The 15303-nt window shown below is 70.8% G+C and carries 21 protein-coding genes and 1 pseudogene; 6 read left to right on the forward strand and 16 right to left on the reverse strand.

Annotated elements, in window-relative coordinates; genetic code table 11:
• Position 1 precedes the first annotated feature (1 nt).
• Positions 2–694 (reverse strand): orotidine-5'-phosphate decarboxylase, encoded by a 693-nt coding sequence (gene pyrF, locus DFJ67_RS25250; RefSeq protein WP_116070284.1) that lies wholly within the window; start codon positions 692–694, stop codon positions 2–4.
• Positions 691–1034, reverse strand: a pseudogene (locus tag DFJ67_RS25255) (phosphoribosyltransferase family protein). The gene pyrF and the pseudogene DFJ67_RS25255 overlap by 4 nt, the downstream one beginning before the upstream one ends.
• Positions 1035–1094: 60 nt before the next feature.
• Here DFJ67_RS25255 and DFJ67_RS25260 point away from each other — a divergent pair.
• Positions 1095–1595, forward strand: a complete 501-nt coding sequence (locus tag DFJ67_RS25260) for a hypothetical protein (RefSeq protein WP_116070285.1) — start codon at positions 1095–1097, stop codon at positions 1593–1595.
• Between the two features lie 63 nt (positions 1596–1658).
• Positions 1659–2039, forward strand: coding sequence for a nitroreductase family deazaflavin-dependent oxidoreductase (locus DFJ67_RS25265; RefSeq protein ID WP_116070286.1), 381 nt, complete (start codon positions 1659–1661; stop codon positions 2037–2039).
• Positions 2040–2056: 17 nt separating this feature from the next.
• Here the strand turns inward: DFJ67_RS25265 and DFJ67_RS25270 are convergent, their stop codons facing one another.
• The 5 genes from DFJ67_RS25270 to DFJ67_RS25295 all read right to left on the reverse strand — a co-directional run bounded on the left by DFJ67_RS25270 (position 2057) and on the right by DFJ67_RS25295 (position 4842).
• The gene (locus tag DFJ67_RS25270) at positions 2057–2497 is read right to left on the reverse strand and encodes a hypothetical protein (protein ID WP_116070287.1); all 441 of its coding nucleotides are present in this window, start codon (positions 2495–2497) and stop codon (positions 2057–2059) included.
• Positions 2494–3306 carry a hypothetical protein gene (locus DFJ67_RS25275; protein WP_147315595.1) on the reverse strand — a complete coding sequence of 271 codons (813 nt, stop codon included), beginning with the start codon at positions 3304–3306 and terminating at the stop codon, positions 2494–2496. The genes DFJ67_RS25270 and DFJ67_RS25275 overlap by 4 nt, the downstream gene beginning before the upstream one ends.
• Positions 3307–3321: 15 nt before the next feature.
• Positions 3322–3645: a hypothetical protein gene (locus tag DFJ67_RS25280; protein WP_116070289.1), complete on the reverse strand. Its 324-nt coding sequence runs from the start codon at positions 3643–3645 to the stop codon at positions 3322–3324.
• 1 nt (position 3646) lies between these two features.
• Complete coding sequence (locus tag DFJ67_RS42860) at positions 3647–4369, reverse strand: hypothetical protein (RefSeq protein ID WP_170215972.1); 723 nt, start codon at positions 4367–4369, stop codon at positions 3647–3649.
• A 92-nt stretch (positions 4370–4461) separates the two neighbouring features.
• Positions 4462–4842 carry a VOC family protein gene (locus DFJ67_RS25295; RefSeq protein WP_116070292.1) on the reverse strand — a complete coding sequence of 127 codons (381 nt, stop codon included), beginning with the start codon at positions 4840–4842 and terminating at the stop codon, positions 4462–4464.
• Positions 4843–4941: 99 nt separating this feature from the next.
• On the opposite strand from DFJ67_RS25295, the gene DFJ67_RS25300 reads away from it, so the two are divergent.
• The gene (locus tag DFJ67_RS25300; RefSeq protein WP_116070293.1) at positions 4942–5229 is read left to right on the forward strand and encodes a hypothetical protein; all 288 of its coding nucleotides are present in this window, start codon (positions 4942–4944) and stop codon (positions 5227–5229) included.
• 7 nt (positions 5230–5236) lie between these two features.
• Here DFJ67_RS25300 and DFJ67_RS25305 read toward each other — a convergent pair whose 3' ends face one another.
• Together DFJ67_RS25305 and DFJ67_RS25310 are read right to left on the reverse strand one after the other, a co-directional pair.
• Entirely contained in the window at positions 5237–5851 is a 615-nt protein-coding gene (locus DFJ67_RS25305; protein ID WP_116070294.1) for a DUF1349 domain-containing protein, read from the reverse strand.
• A gap of 30 nt (positions 5852–5881) precedes the next feature.
• Positions 5882–6688: an MBL fold metallo-hydrolase gene (locus DFJ67_RS25310; RefSeq protein ID WP_116070295.1), complete on the reverse strand. Its 807-nt coding sequence runs from the start codon at positions 6686–6688 to the stop codon at positions 5882–5884.
• Between the two features lie 107 nt (positions 6689–6795).
• Here DFJ67_RS25310 and DFJ67_RS25315 point away from each other — a divergent pair, with 107 nt between their 5' ends.
• The gene (locus tag DFJ67_RS25315; protein WP_116070296.1) at positions 6796–7122 is read left to right on the forward strand and encodes a winged helix-turn-helix transcriptional regulator; all 327 of its coding nucleotides are present in this window, start codon (positions 6796–6798) and stop codon (positions 7120–7122) included.
• Here the strand turns inward: DFJ67_RS25315 and DFJ67_RS25320 are convergent.
• Entirely contained in the window at positions 7119–8345 is a 1227-nt protein-coding gene (locus DFJ67_RS25320; protein WP_170215973.1) for an alpha/beta fold hydrolase, read from the reverse strand. The genes DFJ67_RS25315 and DFJ67_RS25320 overlap by 4 nt on opposite strands.
• A gap of 84 nt (positions 8346–8429) precedes the next feature.
• Here DFJ67_RS25320 and DFJ67_RS25325 point away from each other — a divergent pair, with 84 nt between their 5' ends.
• The gene (locus DFJ67_RS25325) at positions 8430–8987 is read left to right on the forward strand and encodes a TetR/AcrR family transcriptional regulator (RefSeq protein ID WP_116070298.1); all 558 of its coding nucleotides are present in this window, start codon (positions 8430–8432) and stop codon (positions 8985–8987) included.
• On the opposite strand, the gene DFJ67_RS25330 is transcribed toward DFJ67_RS25325, so the two are convergent.
• A complete protein-coding gene (locus DFJ67_RS25330; RefSeq protein WP_116070299.1) occupies positions 8984–10429 on the reverse strand; it encodes an FAD-dependent monooxygenase in 1446 nt (481 codons plus the stop codon). The two genes, DFJ67_RS25325 and DFJ67_RS25330, sit on opposite strands and share 4 nt — an antisense overlap.
• Positions 10430–10524: 95 nt before the next feature.
• Here DFJ67_RS25330 and DFJ67_RS25335 point away from each other — a divergent pair, with 95 nt between their 5' ends.
• Positions 10525–11124, forward strand: a complete 600-nt coding sequence (locus DFJ67_RS25335; protein ID WP_170215974.1) for a TetR/AcrR family transcriptional regulator — start codon at positions 10525–10527, stop codon at positions 11122–11124.
• On the opposite strand, the gene DFJ67_RS25340 is transcribed toward DFJ67_RS25335, so the two are convergent.
• From DFJ67_RS25340 to DFJ67_RS25360, 5 genes are all read right to left on the reverse strand, one after another.
• A complete protein-coding gene (locus DFJ67_RS25340; RefSeq protein WP_116070301.1) occupies positions 11099–11758 on the reverse strand; it encodes a response regulator transcription factor in 660 nt (219 codons plus the stop codon). The genes DFJ67_RS25335 and DFJ67_RS25340 overlap by 26 nt on opposite strands.
• Positions 11746–13065 carry a sensor histidine kinase gene (locus tag DFJ67_RS25345; protein ID WP_116070302.1) on the reverse strand — a complete coding sequence of 440 codons (1320 nt, stop codon included), beginning with the start codon at positions 13063–13065 and terminating at the stop codon, positions 11746–11748. Before DFJ67_RS25345 ends, DFJ67_RS25340 begins: the two co-directional genes overlap by 13 nt.
• Positions 13066–13082: 17 nt before the next feature.
• Positions 13083–13853 carry an ABC-2 transporter permease gene (locus DFJ67_RS25350; protein ID WP_116070303.1) on the reverse strand — a complete coding sequence of 257 codons (771 nt, stop codon included), beginning with the start codon at positions 13851–13853 and terminating at the stop codon, positions 13083–13085.
• Positions 13850–14575 carry an ABC transporter ATP-binding protein gene (locus DFJ67_RS25355; RefSeq protein ID WP_116076639.1) on the reverse strand — a complete coding sequence of 242 codons (726 nt, stop codon included), beginning with the start codon at positions 14573–14575 and terminating at the stop codon, positions 13850–13852. The genes DFJ67_RS25350 and DFJ67_RS25355 overlap by 4 nt, the downstream gene beginning before the upstream one ends.
• A 79-nt stretch (positions 14576–14654) precedes the next feature.
• A complete protein-coding gene (locus tag DFJ67_RS25360) occupies positions 14655–15272 on the reverse strand; it encodes a TetR/AcrR family transcriptional regulator (RefSeq protein ID WP_239097447.1) in 618 nt (205 codons plus the stop codon).
• Between the last annotated feature and the right edge of the window lie 31 nt (positions 15273–15303).

Consider the following 15303-nt stretch of genomic DNA (forward strand, 5'->3'; position numbering starts at 1 on the left):
GCTAACCCAACTCGTGTTGGAGCTGGGCGAGGACGGCGGCCGGGTCTGGTGCCCGGGTCAGGGACCGGCCGATGACGACGTGCGTCGCGCCCGCGCGGATCGCGGCCGACGGGTGAGCCGGGCGAGCGTGCTCCGTGGTCGTCTCGCCCGCCAAGGTCACTCCGGGCGTGACGATCAGCGGGTCCGGGCCGAGTTCGGCGCGCAGGGCCGCCGCGTCCTGGGGTGAGGCGACCACTCCGTGGCAGCCGGCGCGCTGGGCCAGCCGGGCCAGCCGGGTCACCTGCTCCTCGACCGTGGCGGTCACCCCGACGGCGGCGAGGTCGGCTCCGGTGACGCTGGTGACGACCGTCAGGGCGATGACGCGTAATTGCGGGAAGTCGGCGGCTGCGCGGACGGCCGCTTCCATGATTGTCGGGCCTCCCATGGCGTGCACGGTCACCATGGTCGCGCCCAGCCGGCCCGCGGCACGGACCGGACCGGCGACCGAGGTCGGGATCTCGAACAGCTTGAGATCCATGAAGACGTCCTTGCCCTCACCGGCCAGCCTGGCCGCCAACGCCGGACCGGCGGTGGTCAGCAGTTCCAGGCCCACCTTGTATGACTGGCCAGCGTCACCGAGCCGGTCGACGATCGCCTCGGCGTCGTCGACGGAATCGAAATCGAGGGCCACGATGACGCGGCGGGCCGGGTTCACAGGTCACGCCGGGTGAGAGCGGCATAAAGCTCGAGCGCCTCGGCCGCCAGGTTTTCCCGTCCGCCCTGCTCGCGATCGATGGCGCAGACCACCGAGTCGACCCGGGCGCCGTTGGCCCGCAACAGCCGGCACGACGCCAGCAACGCTCCGCCGGTGGTCACCACGTCTTCGACCACGACGACGCGCCGGCCCTCGCCTCGGCCACCTCGCGCAACAGGTCGGGCTGGCCCTCGAACAGGTATTTGTCGAAGTATTCGTCGCTCACCTGCCCGGAGCGGAGGCGGAACGATCCGGTCAGGTGGCACATCTCGTAGACGCGGCGGGCGAGCGTGGTGGGCACGGCCACAACAGTTTCACAACCGGCGCCGCCTAGACATGGGGGTCACGACCGAGGAGGGGGATGGCGATGGGCAAGGCGATGGTGGCCGCGATCGCGGTGAGTCTGGTGGCGGGGTTTGGGCAGGGCGCGCCGAACCTGACGGGCAAGGGCGATGCCTGCACCGGGCCTCGGCACCTGTATATCAGCGACGCCAGCGGTGCCGAGGGGAACGTGCCGGCCGACAACCAGTTGGTGTTCCAGGTGCGCAGCAGCGGCTGCGGTGTGGCGATGGTGGTGCCGTTCGAGATCGGCGGCACCGAGACCAACGGGCCATCCGATGTGGTCGCCGGGTTCGGCTCGATCCAGTATGCGGAGGGTGACCTGGCGGCGCGGACGATCACCGTGCATGTCGTGCCCGACAGCACGCCCGAGCACGACGAGGTGTTCTCCGTCTGGTTGAAGCACCCGAACGTGCGGAACGTGAAGATCGACAGGTGCGTGGCCGGCGGCACGATCGTCAACGACGACTTCGGCGTCGTGACCGAGCCGAAGGTCGGAGCGCGCCTGCACTGTTCGGAGTGACCGGTCTTTGCGCCTTGTGGCGATGTTGTGTCGCAGCTCACGGTGTCCGCGTAGGTTTTTCTCATGCCGGTGCCGCGTTCGTTCCGCAAGGTTGGCCGCACGGTCAACCCGTTCATCGTGCCGGTGGCGCGCCGGGTGTGGCCGCTCGCCGTCATCCACCATGTCGGCCGCCGTTCCGGACGGTCCTACGAGACGCCGGTGATGGCGTTTCCGGCACCCGAGGGCTGGGTGGTCGCGCTCATCTACGGCGACGACGTGCAGTGGCTGCGGAACGCCCGGGGAGCCGGGGGAGTGGCGCTGACCCGCGCCGGTCAACGCCATCCGGTGGGCGAGGTGCGCCAACTCGACGCGCCGACCGGCGCGCCACTGGTGCCGGCCTGGGCGCGGGCGGTGCTGCGGCCGGCGCGCGTCCGCGGCTACGTGTTGCTCGTCGCGACACGCTGACGGTCGTGAGCCTGCTGCTATCGGTTGATGCCGCGTTGCAGGCGGCGCGCGCCGCGGTGGAGGAGCAGGAGGACGACGCCGATGACCGCGGTGGTGATCAGGGTCCAGTAGTCGCCCAGCACCGCACGGACCACGGCGTAGGCGACCAGCGCGACGAGCACAACCAGCAGGGCTCTGCGCAGGAAGTTGAACGCCGCGCCGGCCGACTCGAGCTGGGGTCGGGAGTTGGTGTCGCCGGAGCGGGCCCGTAGGACGGTCACCACCAGCACGAGGACGGCGAGTTGCGCGGCGAGGCCACCCACGGCGAATGGCAGGCCGGGCAGTTCGCCGGCCGCGAGCATGGCGATGCCGCCGGCGGTGAAGCCGGTGAGCAGGATGAGCGCGGCGATACCGGCGACGACCGTGCGCCGGGCGCCGCGCCTGGCCCTGGCCGGGTTGGGCAACTCCGGCGCGTTCACGACTTGATGTTCCAGTCGAGGGTCTTCCCGCTGTCGTGGACGCGGCCGTTGGAGATGTCGGAGACCAGCGTGGGCCACTTGCCGCCGGGCAGGCCGTCGCTGTTGTGCAGGCGCTGGTCGAGGTCGCGCATCTCGGTCCACAGCGTGGTCAGGTAGGCGATGGACAGGGTCACCGCGGCCGTCACCAGCGCGATCGCCTTGGCGGTGGACGCGGCGGCCGCACCGGCCGCGGCGGGCGCGGTGACGATCCCCAGCGCGACGGCCGCTTCGGCGATCAGCTCGACGATCAACGGGATGAGGGCCGCGGCGATAGCCAGCCAGAAGGCGATGATCCCGGCGCCGATCTTCCACAGCGCGTCGTCGAGGTCGTCGGTGGCCGCCTTGATGGCGGCAAGAGCCTTGGCCTGGAGCGGCAGGATTCCGGTGTAGGCCGTCGCGGCGGTGCCGACCCAATAGTCGTCGACGAGCATCTGCCCCGCCTCGACCTTGTTGGTCTGCTCGTGGACGGGCCCGCCGACCTCACGGGTCCACGTCTGCCCGTGGTCGTAGAGGGTCCACGGCACGCCCCAGCGGGTGAAGAACTTGCCGACCTCGGAGAAGAATTTCATCATCAGGTCGCGGAACCTGCCGAGCAGGTCGAGCGCGCCCTGTGCGAAGGGTCCGAGGAACCGCAGCGCGTCGTTGACGCGGTCGATGAGGCCGTTGGCGAGTCCTTCGACCCGGCGGATGCCCTCGTCGATGGTCCTGATCAGCTCGTCGAACTCGCCCTGTGACAAGGGCAAGGGTCCGAGCGGCATGGGGGTGGTCACCGGGCGGGCCCCATTTCAGTAGATGTTGTTGAGGCTGTGCACGTTGTTGAGCTCGTCTTGCTCGTAGCCGTCGGCGGCCGTGCGCAGCCCGGACGCGAGCGCCTCGAACGCGGTGCTGCCCTCGCCGAGGAGCCGGACGAGCCGGTCCTGAAGCTGTTGGTAGAGGTCGACGAGGCCGACCTGGTCGCCGATGTAGGAGAAGTGCAGCGCCGCGAGATCGAGCCGGGCACCGACCGCCGCGGCGTCGCGGAGGATGTCGGCGGAGGCGTCCCAGACACCCGCGTCGCGGCGCAGCGCGTCGATCGAGACCTTCAGTTTCTCCGAACCGGGTGGTGGCATCTCAGCGCTCTCCTCTCGGGTCGCGGCCGGCTAGGCCGAGGTTGGCGAACAGGGCGGCCGGGTCGGCGGTCATCCGGTCGAGTTCGCTGAACGGCCACGATGCCCGCAGCGAACGATCGTCGTGGAACGCGGTCTTGACCGCGGCGGTGATCTGCTCGCCCAGCTGTTGGGCGCCGGTCGAGGTCAGCCATGCCTCGTCGAGCCGGACGGCGCTCAGGCGCTGCCCCTCGACGGTCACGGTCACGTGGCCCTGCTCGTCGGCGGTGGTCCGGCCTTCGCGGGCATTGCGTTCGGCTTCGGCGGCGAGCTGGTCGAGTTGGGCGAAGGAGTCTTTGAGCACATAGAACAGGCCGCGCGCGTAGTCGGGCGACAGGCGGCCGGCCGGTTGCTGGGGCGCAGGCGCGTCGCGTGGCGCGGTGTCGGTCTGGTCGGCCTCGTCGATGCCGCCTGCCCATGCCTCTGACCAGCGCTGGGTGGCCGCGTCGGCCGCGGCGACAACGGCCGTGCCCAACCGGTCCGCACCAACGCGTCTCGCCCACTCCGGGGCGACCTCGACCGCCTCGATCCGGCCGGACTGGTCGAGGACCACCCGGACGGCCTGCGCCGGGTCCCAGGCCGACGATCCAGCGGCCCGCTGATGCCCAACCGCGAGGCGACGATTGAGGTCGTCAGCCTCACGGCGAAGCCGTTGGAGCTCCGCCAACCCGTCGAGCGCGTCTTCCATCCAGGGGACCCCTGTTCGCCGCAGCCTGCCACCAGCCCACCCAACCTAGCCTGGTAAGTGCGGCCTCGCTGCCCCCGCCAACTCCGGTCAGCTCACCTGGGGTCGCGCCTCAGCGGGTGGTCGGCGGGGATTTCGACGAGCACGATTCGTACGCCATCCGGGTCTTCGATCCACATCTCGATCAGCCCCCATGGCTCTGACCGGGGTTCGCGGATGACGGTGACCCCCGCCGCCACCAGCCGCTCGTGCTCGGCCCGGACGTCACGGACCTGCAACCAGATCTGTAGTGAGCCGGCCGGTTCGCCGGTGCCGGACACTTCGAGCAGCCCTTGGCCGAGGAAGAAGACCAGCCCGGGCTCCTGCGGCGGACCGAACTCGCGGTAGACGGCGAGCCCGAGGATGTCGCGGTAGAAGTGCTGGCTGCGTTGGCGATCGGTCGGGCGGAGCAGGATGCGGCTGCTGAGTACCTCCATGGCTCCACCATGCCCCGCCGGTTGCGGTTCGGCGCCGTTTCGCGCCGCGACGGGCTTCAGCGGCCCGAATGCGGCGGGTCCGCGATACCCTCGCTGCATATGGCTACCTTTCGCAGTGCCTCGACGCTTCTCTCCTCTGACGGCACCAGGACCGCCGGCACCGCCGCGCTCTTCGCCGAGCCGTCGCGCAAGGGCGGAACCCCACCGTGGGCCGGCGACTTCCGGGTCGCCAACGACGCCGGCAACGGCCCCAAGAACGCGGTCGGGAAGACCTTCACGCTCGAACTGCCCGACGGCAGCACCGGCAAGGTCGTGGTGCAGAGCCTCAAGACCGGCAAGGGCGGCGTCATCCTGGCGCTGATGGGCGAAGACGCGCCACCCTTCTGATCCGTCCCTAGGAGCCGTCGCGGAGGTCGCCGAGGCGTTCGGGTGCGAAGCGGAGCTCGTCGAAGGTCGCGCCGCATCCCTCGCCGGTCGGTGACTGGCCCTCGAGGCCGATCCGGTCGCCTGCGGTCTCGTCGTCGAGCTTGAACACGCGGATCAACTGCCAGGTCTCGCCGTCGACCGAGGCGTGGTAGGCGTAGACCCGATCGAGCCGCGACACCCGCAGCCACACCGACGGGCCGGCCACCACGAAGGCGTTCGCGTCGTCGGCGACACCGCGGCAGACGACCGACACGATCATGGGCTCGGCCGCCGGCGAGTATTCGAAGCACAGCTTGGCCCAGCGCCGCTCGTCGAGCCAGACCAGCAGCACGCCGGCGTCGAACGTGGCCGCGAAGCTCACCGTGACCCGGGCGCTGAACTGGAAGTCACCCGCCGGCGCCGGGCCGAGCAGCGTGGCCGCGTTGAGCATGGGGTCGGCCGACCCAGCGGGGTCGATGAAGATGTCGGTGCGCGGCTGCGCCGACACCGTCACCGCGCCGGTCGTCTCGTCGACCTGCCAGAGCTCCGCGGCCGAGGGCACGAGCGGGAACGGCACACCGGGGATCCTCAATTGATCAGCCATGGCACAAGACCGTACAACGAAGGTCGGGGTTCACGCCGGCACCAGTTCCGCGGCGACCGCGTCCGCGCCGAGGCCGATCATCCAGGTCAGGGGCGCGTCCGGGAGGAACCGGGTCATTACCCCGGTCAACTGGTCGCGTTGCTCGTCGGTCAGCGTCGGCGCGCCGGCGGCGATGCGGCCGACCGTTTCCCGATACATCATGAGGTAGCGCCGTTGGTCCGCGAGCATGCCGACGTCGCCCGGGGCGCCGTGACCCGGATAGAGGGTGGCGCCGTCGAGTGCTCCGGTCAGCGTGTCCAGCGCCGTCAGCCAGTCGCCGGTGTGACCGTCCGCCGTGTATGGATGGGTGCCGTGGAAGGCCAGGTCGCCGATGAAGGCATGGTTGTCGAGGGTGAGGTAGGAGTCGGCGTGGCTCTCCGCCGCCCCGACCGAGTGCAGCGTGAAGCGCAGCCCACCCAGTTCCACGACATCCCCTGTGGACAGTCGTTGGTCCGGCACCCGGTGGTGGTCGGGCCACTCGTCTCCGTACACCGGTTGCCATTGCTCGCGTTTCGAGTCGGCGATCCGCGCGATCGTGTCGGCCACGTCAGTCGCCGCATACACCGGCACCTTGTCGCCGGTGAGCATCGGCAGGCCGTTGAAATGGTCGGGGTGCGCGTGCGTGACGAACGCGCCCAGCAAGGGCTTGTGCAGCGCCGCGATGCGGGCGGCCAGGGCGCGGATGTCGGACAGCAGCAGGTTCGCGTCGACCAGCACGACACCGTCGGCCGTCTCGACCAGGTAGCTGTTGACGAGCAGACCGCTTTCTGCGGCACTGTAGGTGTGGATCCGGTACATGGTTGCGGTGTTCCCTTCGGCGTCTAATGTTGACTCGACGCTAGGTCGCGCCGCGCTCGCCGGACAGAAGGCACTTCGTGGTGCCCTTCCAACAAGCGGGGGAACTCATGGCGCTGGTGATACCCGACGTGCTCGAAGAGGGCTGCACCACCCGGCAGGCGCTCGAGCGGCTCGCCTCCAAATGGCGGGTGCTGGTCATCTACGCGCTGCTCGCCGGACCCCAACGACACGCCGAGCTGCGTCGGCGCGTCGCCGGGATCACCCAGAAGGTGCTGACCGAGACGTTGCGCGAGATGGAGCGCGACGGGTTGGTGCAGCGGCGCGTCCTGAAAGAGAAACCGCCACAACACGTCGAGTACGCGCTGACCGCGCTCGGCAAGACCCTCCAGGAACCACTGGCCGCCATCTGTTCCTGGGCAACGGAGAACGGTTAGCCGAAGAACCTGGCCAGTTCGGTGGCAAGGGCCTCCGGTTGTTCCTCCGCGATGTAGTGACCGGTGTCCTCAATGGTCACGTAGCGCGTTGTGTCGGGGAAGGTGGCCGCCAGCTCCGACCTGAGGAACGGGAGCGTGACGGTGTTGCCCAGCACCAGCACCGGCATGGCCAGCCGCGGGTAGGTCGCGTTGTCGGCCACGTCCTGGTGGTAGGCGCGGTAGGTGCCGAACGCCGCCGTCACCGCCTCGGGCGACCCGTACGCCGTGGCATAGATCTCCCGGTCCTGCTCGGTGATTTTCTCGGGGTGGACGGCGAAGTGGTCGACCGCCCAGTCGACCAGCGGCCGGAACCGCCCGGCCAGCAGCTTCGCCGGCAGGTCGTCGATCTGGCTGAGCGGATACCACCAGGTGTTTCCCGCACCGGGCGGCGGGAACGCCTGCATGGTGGCGTGCGACGGGCCGAACGGTCCGCCGTCCCACACCGCCAGCTTCGCGGTGGCCTCGGGGTAGTTCGCGGCGAAGGTGTAGGCGACCATCGCGCCCATGTCGCCGCCGGCGATGTTGACCTTGTCGTAGCCCAGGCCGCGGACCAGTTCGTAGACGTCTTTGGCCATGGTCTTCTTGTCGTAGCCGTCGGCGGGCTTGTCCGAGCCGCCCTGACCGCGGTAGTCGACGGCGATGACGCGGTAGTGCTTCGCCAACTCCGACATGATCCCGTGCAGGGCGTGCGTGGTGCGGGGGAATCCTTCCAGCAGGACCAGCGGCTCGCCCGAACCGCCGATCTCGTAGTGCAGCCGCACCCCGTTGGCCACCGCGTAGCCGTGTTCGAAGCCGTCGAACGTGCCCGGCAGGGAGAACTCCTGATCGGACGGTCCGGTGTAGGCGTTCATGTGGGTGATCAGGCCATCGTCGTCGAACTCCATGACATCCAGCGATCGCACCTGGACGGGGATGCCGTCGACGACCGTCCGCAGGCTGAAGGCCATGGCGGCCGCGGCGCCGTGCGAGGTGCGGATCGGGGTGTCCAGGCTGAACGTGCTCCCCGCGGGAATCTGCTTGAACATGATGGGCAGCCGCTCGTGGGCGTCAGCCACGCCGGTGCCGACGGGGTCCTCCAGCGTGCTGCCCTTCGCGAAGAGGGCGAGGGCCGCGCCGACGTCGAGGTTGTTGAGGGCGTCGAGGTAGGTGTGCAGTGCGGAGCGCATGGTGTCTTCGGTGGGCATGGTGCCGCCTTCTCCGAGGTCGATGTGGGAGTGGAACTCTCGTTTCACGTTAACGCGAAGTCGGAGTCGTGCTACCATTTCGACATGAGAGCCGCCTCACAGGCCCCGGCGCCGCGCAAAGACCAGGTGCGCAACCGGCAGCGACTGGTCGAGGCGGCCATGGCGGTCTTCCTGGAGCACGGCCCCGACGTCAAGCTCGACGAGGTGGCGCGCCGGGCCGGCATGGCGGCGAGCAGCCTCTACCGGCACTTCCCGAGCAAAGAGGATCTGATCGACGCGGTGCTCACCGAGATGATGCGCCCGGCACAGGAGGCCGCCGACCGGGCCGCGCTGATGCCCGACCCACGCGAGGCGTTCCGCACCATGTTCACCGAGAGCTGCACCATGCCGACGGCCGAGGCAGATGCTTTCAACAAATTGGCGTACGCGAGCAGCCGCGCTCGCGATCACGCCCTGCGACTGCTGGAGAATGTCGTGGCACCGGCGACCATCCGGCTACGCGCCGCCGGCGGCCTCCGCGAGGGCCTCACCGTCGAGGATGTCGCGATGTTCCTCCGCATGGCGAAGGTGACCGACACCCCCGAGCAGCGAGACATGGCGCTCGATGTCCTCCTCGCCGGAATGCTGTCGACCGAGAGCTAGGCCGCGAACCAGGTGTCGAGGGCCTGACGGAGGCTCGGCGGGTCGAGAGCCTCGCCCGGTGCGGCGGCCCAGGCGATCACCCCGTCCGGGCGCAGCAGCACCGCGGCCAGGTCGGCATGGTCCAGCGAGGCCGTCGTGACCTGGTCCACCCGGCCGCCGGTGTCGATCGCGTCGGCGGCGGGATGCAGCAGCAGTGGCCGGCCGGATCGGGCGAGATCGGCCAGCGGCGTGGTGTGGTTGACGATCAGCGGCGGGCAGTGCGATCCGGTCAGCGGATGGTCGGCTGAATACGGCAATGGATAGCGGTGCGCGGTGCCGGACAGCAGCCGGCTGAGGTGCCGGTTGACCTCGGGCAGGTCCATCAGGTCGGAGACGATGTCGCGCAACGCGTCCACGTGTGGCCCCGGCCGGAGCAGAGCCGATTGGGCCCGGGTGTTGTGCAGGACCGCGGCGCCGACCGGATGCCGCTCGTCGGTGTAGGAGTCGAGCAAAGACACCTGCCCGCGGACCGTCGCGGCGAGCTTCCAGCCGAGGTTCATGGCGTCCATCAGGCCCAGGTTGAGTCCCTGGCCCCCGTTGGGTGAGTGGACATGGGCGGCGTCACCGGCAAGCAGGGTGCGGCCCTGGCGGTAGGTGTCGGCCTGCCGGGCCTGGTCGGTGAAGCGCAGACCCCCTTGGAAGGCCGTGATCGCGACGTCGACGCTGGCGACGCGGCGGACGCTGTCGCGCAGCTCCTCGGCCGACAATGGTGCGTCCCGGTCGGGGACATCGTCGGTGAAGTCGAACGTGGCGATCATGTCGCCGTCGTGGAACAGTGTGCCGCCCGCCAGCCGTCCCGGCGCTGGCAGCAGGTCGCGGCCGGCCACCTCGGCCTTGGCGTAGCGGACGGTCATCAGCGGCGGGGTTCCCGGGAAACCGAAGCCGGCCAGCTTGCGGATGGTGCTGTGCCCGCCGTCGCAGCCGACCACATAGCCGGCCGACAGCCGCCGCTCGCCCTTTGGCGTCTGCACGGTCAGCGTGACCTCGGTCGGGCTCTGCTCCCAGCCGGTCACGGTGAAACCGTGGTGCACCTCGACGCCGAGGTCGGCCAGGTGCCTCCGGAGCACCTGCTCCAGGGCGGGCTGGGCGATCAGCGCGCCGTGCCGGCCCGGGTCGGCTGCCTCCGGGTCGACCTTGTGGATCCAGGCGAAGTGCGTCTTGGTGGTGCCGTGGTCGCGCTCCAGCGCCGCGAGGCCCTTCTCGTGCTCGCGGTCGAGTTGGTCGCCCAGCCCCCTCCGGCGCAGCGCCTCGGCGGCCAGCACGCCGATGCCGCGCGCCTTCGGCGTCTCGTTGGGCCCGGCGCGGCGCTCCAGGACGATCGGGCGTACGCCCGCGAGGCTCAACTCGGCGGCCAGCAGCAGCCCTACCGGGCCGGCGCCGACCACAACGACATCCGTGTCCATGTCGTTTCCCCCTCCGTGAAGACGAGACTGTCTCGTCTCGTTCCGACCGTAGACGAGACGAGACGGTCTCGTCTAGCAGGGGTACTATGGCGTCCGTGACAGGCACCCAGTCGGCGGCCAAACGCCGCGCCATCCTCGACGCGGCCATCGAGGCGTTCCTCGAATCGGGCTACGCCGCCAGCGTCGACGACATCGCCGCCACCGCCGGCGTGGGCAAGCAGACCGTCTACCGGCACTTCGGCGACAAGCAGGCGCTGTTCCTCGCCGCACTGGCCGGCGCGCGCGAGGGCGTCGAAGACGGCGCGGCGAGCACTGTCGCCGACACCGGCGACCCGCTGCGGGACCTGACCCGCAGAGGCGAACGGATTCTCGGCATGGCGCTGTCACCGACGCTCGCGGCGCTGCACCGGCTCACCATCGCCGAGATGACCAACCACCCCGAACTCGGCCGGCACTGGGGCGACACCGCCGCCCCCTACCTCGAGGAGGACCTCACCGGATATCTGCGCCGCTGCGCCGAAGCCGGCACCCTCGACGTGCCCGACCCGGCCCGCGCCGCGCGGCAGTTCGCCTACCTGCTGATCACCGAGGGACGGGTGGCCAGCGCCTACGGGACCCGGCCGCTGAGCGCCGCTCGCCGGCGCACCATCGCCCGCGACACCGCCGACCTCATCGTGCGCGCCCACCGCCGCTGACGTGCCGCAGCACCGCCAGCACCCGGCGGTTGTCGCTGTCCGACGCCGGCAGGCCGAGTTTGGCGAAAATGTTGGCCACGTGCTTCTCCACGACTCCTGGCGTGATGACCAGCGCCGCCGCGATCCCGGCGTTGGATCGGCCCTCGGCCATCAGCGCGAGCACCTCGCGCTCCCGCGGCGTCAGCGACGCCAGCCCGGCGGTCTGCTGCCCGGCCCGCATCAGGTGGCCGACCACCTCCGGATCCAGTGCGGTGCCACCGGATGCCACCCGGGTCAGCGCGTCGACGAAGTCGGCGACGTCGGCGACGCGGTCCTTGAGCAGGTAGCCGACGCCGGTCGGCCGGTCGGCGAGCAGGCGGGTGGCATAGCGGGTCTCGACGTATTGCGAGAACACCAGCACGCCGACGTCGGGATGGTCGCGCCGGATGTCGATCGCGGCGCGGAGTCCCTCGTCGGTGTGCGTGGGTGGCATCCGGATGTCGATGATGGCCACATCCGGTTTGTCGGCGGCGATCGCGGACCGCAGGGCGTCGGGGTCGGCCACCGCCGCGGACACCTCGAAACCGCGGTCGGTGAGCAGCCGGACGAGCCCCTCGCGCATCATTGCGGCATCCTCCGCGATCACGACCCGCATGCCGCCGCCTCCAGTTCGATCTCCACCCGGGTCGGACCACCAACCGGACTGTGCACGCGCATCCGCCCGTCCACGACACCGATGCGGCGGGCCAGGCCGGACAGGCCGGGACCGTCGGGATCGGCACCGCCGACGCCGTCGTCCTCGACGGTCAGCGTGAGGCGCGCGGACGAGACGACGGCGAGCGCGATGTGGCTCGCCCGGCTGTGTTTGGCCGCGTTCGCGAGCAACTCGGCGGCGCAGAAGTAGGCGATGGTCTCGATCGCGGGCGCCGGTCGGTCTGGCAAGTCGACCCGCACGGTGACCGGGATGGCGCTGCTCGTCGCGAGCGTCGCCAGCGCGTCGCCGAGACCGTTGTCGAGCACCGGCGGGTGGATACCGCGCACCAGGTCGCGCAGGTCGGCGAGGGCATCCTTGGCGCCGCGGTGGGCGAGCGTGACCAGTTCGCGGGCCTGGGCGAGGTCGGGCGGCGGCCCCTCGGCACCGAGCTTCTCGGTGGCCATGCCGAGGTTCATCGCCAGCGTGGCCAGCCGGATCTGCGCGCCGTCGTGCAGGTCGCGCTCCAACCTGCGCATCATCGCGGCCGCGTCGTCGATCGCGCGGGCCCGGCTGAGCTGGAGTTCGCGTACCCGCTCGGCGAGCCGGCGCGGGCCGAGCAGCCGGCGCATCGCGGCGACGTCGAGCGTCGTGCCGGCCCGCATCAACCACGGTGCGACCAGCAGCATGGCCAACCCCGCCGCCGCGATGAGGAACGTTCCGGCGAACGTGCGCGTGCTGAGCATGCCGAACGGCGTCAGTGCCCACACCGGCCCGAGGCGGGTGCCCGGCGGGTGGTTGCGGAACAGCGGCCACCACACCGGATAGCTCAGGTTGACCAGCCCGAACACGTAGCAGAAGGCGCCGTAGCCCTGGGGGATGGCCAGCGGCACCTTGAGCAGGCCGTACCCGACCGCCCGCCAGCCCGGCCCGTCGGAGAAGCGGGCGCCGGTCCGCGGTGGCGGGCCGTCCACGTGCACGTCGAGCAGCCGGGCCGCGAGCGAGCGGTGCACGGCTCCCATCGCGCGCCCCGTCGGGGCGGCCAGCACGACCAGCAGCGCGATGGTGACCGGGAGCAGGACCAGGAACACGGGTGCGACGACGGGTGCGGGCCGGCTGGACATGGCGCCGGTCGCCCAGAGGACGACGACGCCGAGGGCCGGCAGGATCGCCGGCACGGCCAGGATCGCGGCCGCGCTGACCGCGCTGACGACGCAGAACACCGCCCGGCGCAGGGCCAGGGTGGTGAACGGAGCGCGCAGCGCGGTCATCGGCCCATTGTCGCGGGTCACGCGTCGCGACGGCGGAGCAGTAAACCGCCGAACAGGATCGCGACGGCCGCATATCCGCACATCAGCAGCGTGCTGACCCAGCCGGCGAACAGGCCGGGGATGGGTGAGGTCACCGCGATCGAGTTGAGCAGCATCAGCAGCGGGATGAAGCGGCCGACCGAGATTCCGCTCTCGCCGAACAGGCCGGCCACGATCACCGGGACGAACGTCAGGCCGAACAGCGTGCCGATCGCGGCGCCGGAATGCCGCACGATCGTCCCGATGCCCACGCCGATCAGCGCGGTGACGCCCAGATACACGCCGGTCAGCACGACCGGCCGCAGGATCTCCGGATCGCCGAGGGACGCCGCCGGGATAGCGGTGCCGCGGATGGCGAGCTGGCCACTCAGGTAGCCGGCGAAGCTCGCGACCAGGCCGACGCCGAGGGCCGCGCCGCCGCCGACGGCGACCTTCGCGGCCAGCACGAACCGGCGCCGCGGCACCGCGGCCAGCGTCGAGCGGATCATCCCGGAGCCGTATTCGCCGGTGACCATCAGCACGCCGAGCGCGCCGAGGAGCAACTGGGCGACGATGGCGCCGCCGAGGCTGTTGTTCAGGATCTGGGCTGCGGTGGCGACCGGGGTGTGCGAGCGATAGCCGAGCCCGACCCCGGCACCGGCCGCGGCCATCGCGACCACCGCCGCGATCGCCAGCCACCACGTCGACCGGACGCTACGCAGCTTGATCCGTTCCATCCGGGCCGCGTGCCGCAATCCGTACCCGCTCATGACGCTCCCACTCCGCGATAGTCGGTGGCTTCCGAGGTGAGCCGGAAGAACGCGTCTTCCAGGCTGTCGTCGCCGGCGGCGAGGTCGGCGACGGTCGTCTCCGCCAGCAGCCGGCCGCGGCCGATGACCACCAGGCGGTCCGCGGTCAGCGCCATCTCGGCGATCAGGTGGCTGGAGACGAACACCGTCCGGCCTTCGGCGGCGAGGCCGCGCAGCAGGTCACGGATCCAGCGGATGCCCTCCGGATCCAGTCCGTTGACCGGTTCGTCGAGCAGGAGCACGGCCGGGTCGCCGAGCAGCGCGACCGCGACGCCGAGCCGCTGGCGCATGCCGAGCGAGTAGGTGCCGGCGCGCCGGCTCGCCGCGTCGGACAGGCCCACGACCCGCAGCACCTGCTCGACCCGGGATCCGGGGATGTCGTTGCTCGCGGCCAGCGCGGCCAGGTGTGCCCGGGCGCTGCGGCCGGGGTGGAACGCGCCGGCGTCGAGGAGCGCGCCGACCGATTTCAACGGCCAGTTCAACCGGGGGTACGCGACGCCGCCGATCAGCGCCTCGCCATGGTCCGGTGCGTCGAGGCCGAGGATCATCCGCATCGTCGTCGACTTGCCGGATCCGTTCGGGCCGAGGAAGCCGGTCACCACTCCCGGCTGGACCCGGAAGCTCAGCCGGTCGACCGCGACCCGGCGGCCGTACCGTTTGGTCAGTTCACGTAGTTCGATCACACAAAAGACGCTAGGCAGCAGCGTCAGCGGCCAGAAGCCGGCGACCACCCGACTCCGGCTGGGGGTTTTCCACCCCCGGCTAGTCGTAGAGCGCGGAAACCCACAGGTGGGTGAGCGTGTCGACCAGCACGGCCCGGTCGTCGAAGGGCGGCACACCGCACGCGGCCAGGTAGTAGAGCCGCTCCCCGGTCCAGGTGAGCGACGCGGCCAGCGCGGGCACATCGACGCCGGCCAGGCGGGCCGCGACGGCGGGATCGGCCTGGCGGTCGGCCTCGATCCGGGTGATCGCGGCCTCGGTGAACGTCGCCATCTGGGCCAGCCACAGCTCGCGCAGCTGCGGGTCGGACGCCCAGCTCTCCACGATCGCCCGCAGCACCGCGGCGTTGGCGAGCCACAGCCCCGCTCCGGCGTCGACGCCCGCGCGCAGCGTCTCGCGCGGGCCTGCCGTCGCCTGCACCCAGGGCTGCGCGGCCTCGTGCCCGGCGCCGACCGCGCGACGCACCAACTCGGCCAGCGCGGCCTGCTTGCCGGCGAAGTAGAAGTAGAAGCTGGCCCGGGAGATCCCCGCAGCGCTGATGATCTCGGCCACGCTGAGCGTGTCGAAGGTGCGCTCGCGGAGCAGCTCGTGCAGCGCGTCGAGGATGCGTTCGCGCAGCTCAGTGCCGCTTTCCTGGGATTCGTCACGTCGGGCCCGCACGGGTGACAGCGTACCGTATCGGTCGTCTGGA

The organism is Asanoa ferruginea, from assembly GCF_003387075.1.
In the GTDB taxonomy this organism is placed as follows: domain Bacteria; phylum Actinomycetota; class Actinomycetes; order Mycobacteriales; family Micromonosporaceae; genus Asanoa; species Asanoa ferruginea.

Bases quoted from the DNA above. Each gene is read 5' to 3' on its own strand.
- DFJ67_RS25320 (WP_170215973.1), bottom strand. From the start codon at position 8,345: ATGCCCACCGAAGACACCATGCGCTCCGCACTGCACACCTACCTCGAC.
- DFJ67_RS25265 (WP_116070286.1), top strand. From the start codon at position 1,659: ATGCCGGTGCCGCGTTCGTTCCGCAAGGTTGGCCGCACGGTCAACCCG.
- DFJ67_RS25295 (WP_116070292.1), bottom strand. From the start codon at position 4,842: ATGGAGGTACTCAGCAGCCGCATCCTGCTCCGCCCGACCGATCGCCAA.
- DFJ67_RS25310 (WP_116070295.1), bottom strand. From the start codon at position 6,688: ATGTACCGGATCCACACCTACAGTGCCGCAGAAAGCGGTCTGCTCGTC.
- DFJ67_RS25340 (WP_116070301.1), bottom strand. From the start codon at position 11,758: ATGCGGGTCGTGATCGCGGAGGATGCCGCAATGATGCGCGAGGGGCTC.
- DFJ67_RS25330 (WP_116070299.1), bottom strand. From the start codon at position 10,429: ATGGACACGGATGTCGTTGTGGTCGGCGCCGGCCCGGTAGGGCTGCTG.
- DFJ67_RS25300 (WP_116070293.1), top strand. From the start codon at position 4,942: ATGGCTACCTTTCGCAGTGCCTCGACGCTTCTCTCCTCTGACGGCACC.
- DFJ67_RS25260 (WP_116070285.1), top strand. From the start codon at position 1,095: ATGGCGATGGGCAAGGCGATGGTGGCCGCGATCGCGGTGAGTCTGGTG.
- DFJ67_RS42860 (WP_170215972.1), bottom strand. From the start codon at position 4,369: ATGGAAGACGCGCTCGACGGGTTGGCGGAGCTCCAACGGCTTCGCCGT.
- DFJ67_RS25280 (WP_116070289.1), bottom strand. From the start codon at position 3,645: ATGCCACCACCCGGTTCGGAGAAACTGAAGGTCTCGATCGACGCGCTG.
- DFJ67_RS25350 (WP_116070303.1), bottom strand. From the start codon at position 13,853: ATGAGCGGGTACGGATTGCGGCACGCGGCCCGGATGGAACGGATCAAG.
- DFJ67_RS25305 (WP_116070294.1), bottom strand. From the start codon at position 5,851: ATGGCTGATCAATTGAGGATCCCCGGTGTGCCGTTCCCGCTCGTGCCC.
- DFJ67_RS25345 (WP_116070302.1), bottom strand. From the start codon at position 13,065: ATGACCGCGCTGCGCGCTCCGTTCACCACCCTGGCCCTGCGCCGGGCG.
- DFJ67_RS25315 (WP_116070296.1), top strand. From the start codon at position 6,796: ATGGCGCTGGTGATACCCGACGTGCTCGAAGAGGGCTGCACCACCCGG.
- DFJ67_RS25325 (WP_116070298.1), top strand. From the start codon at position 8,430: ATGAGAGCCGCCTCACAGGCCCCGGCGCCGCGCAAAGACCAGGTGCGC.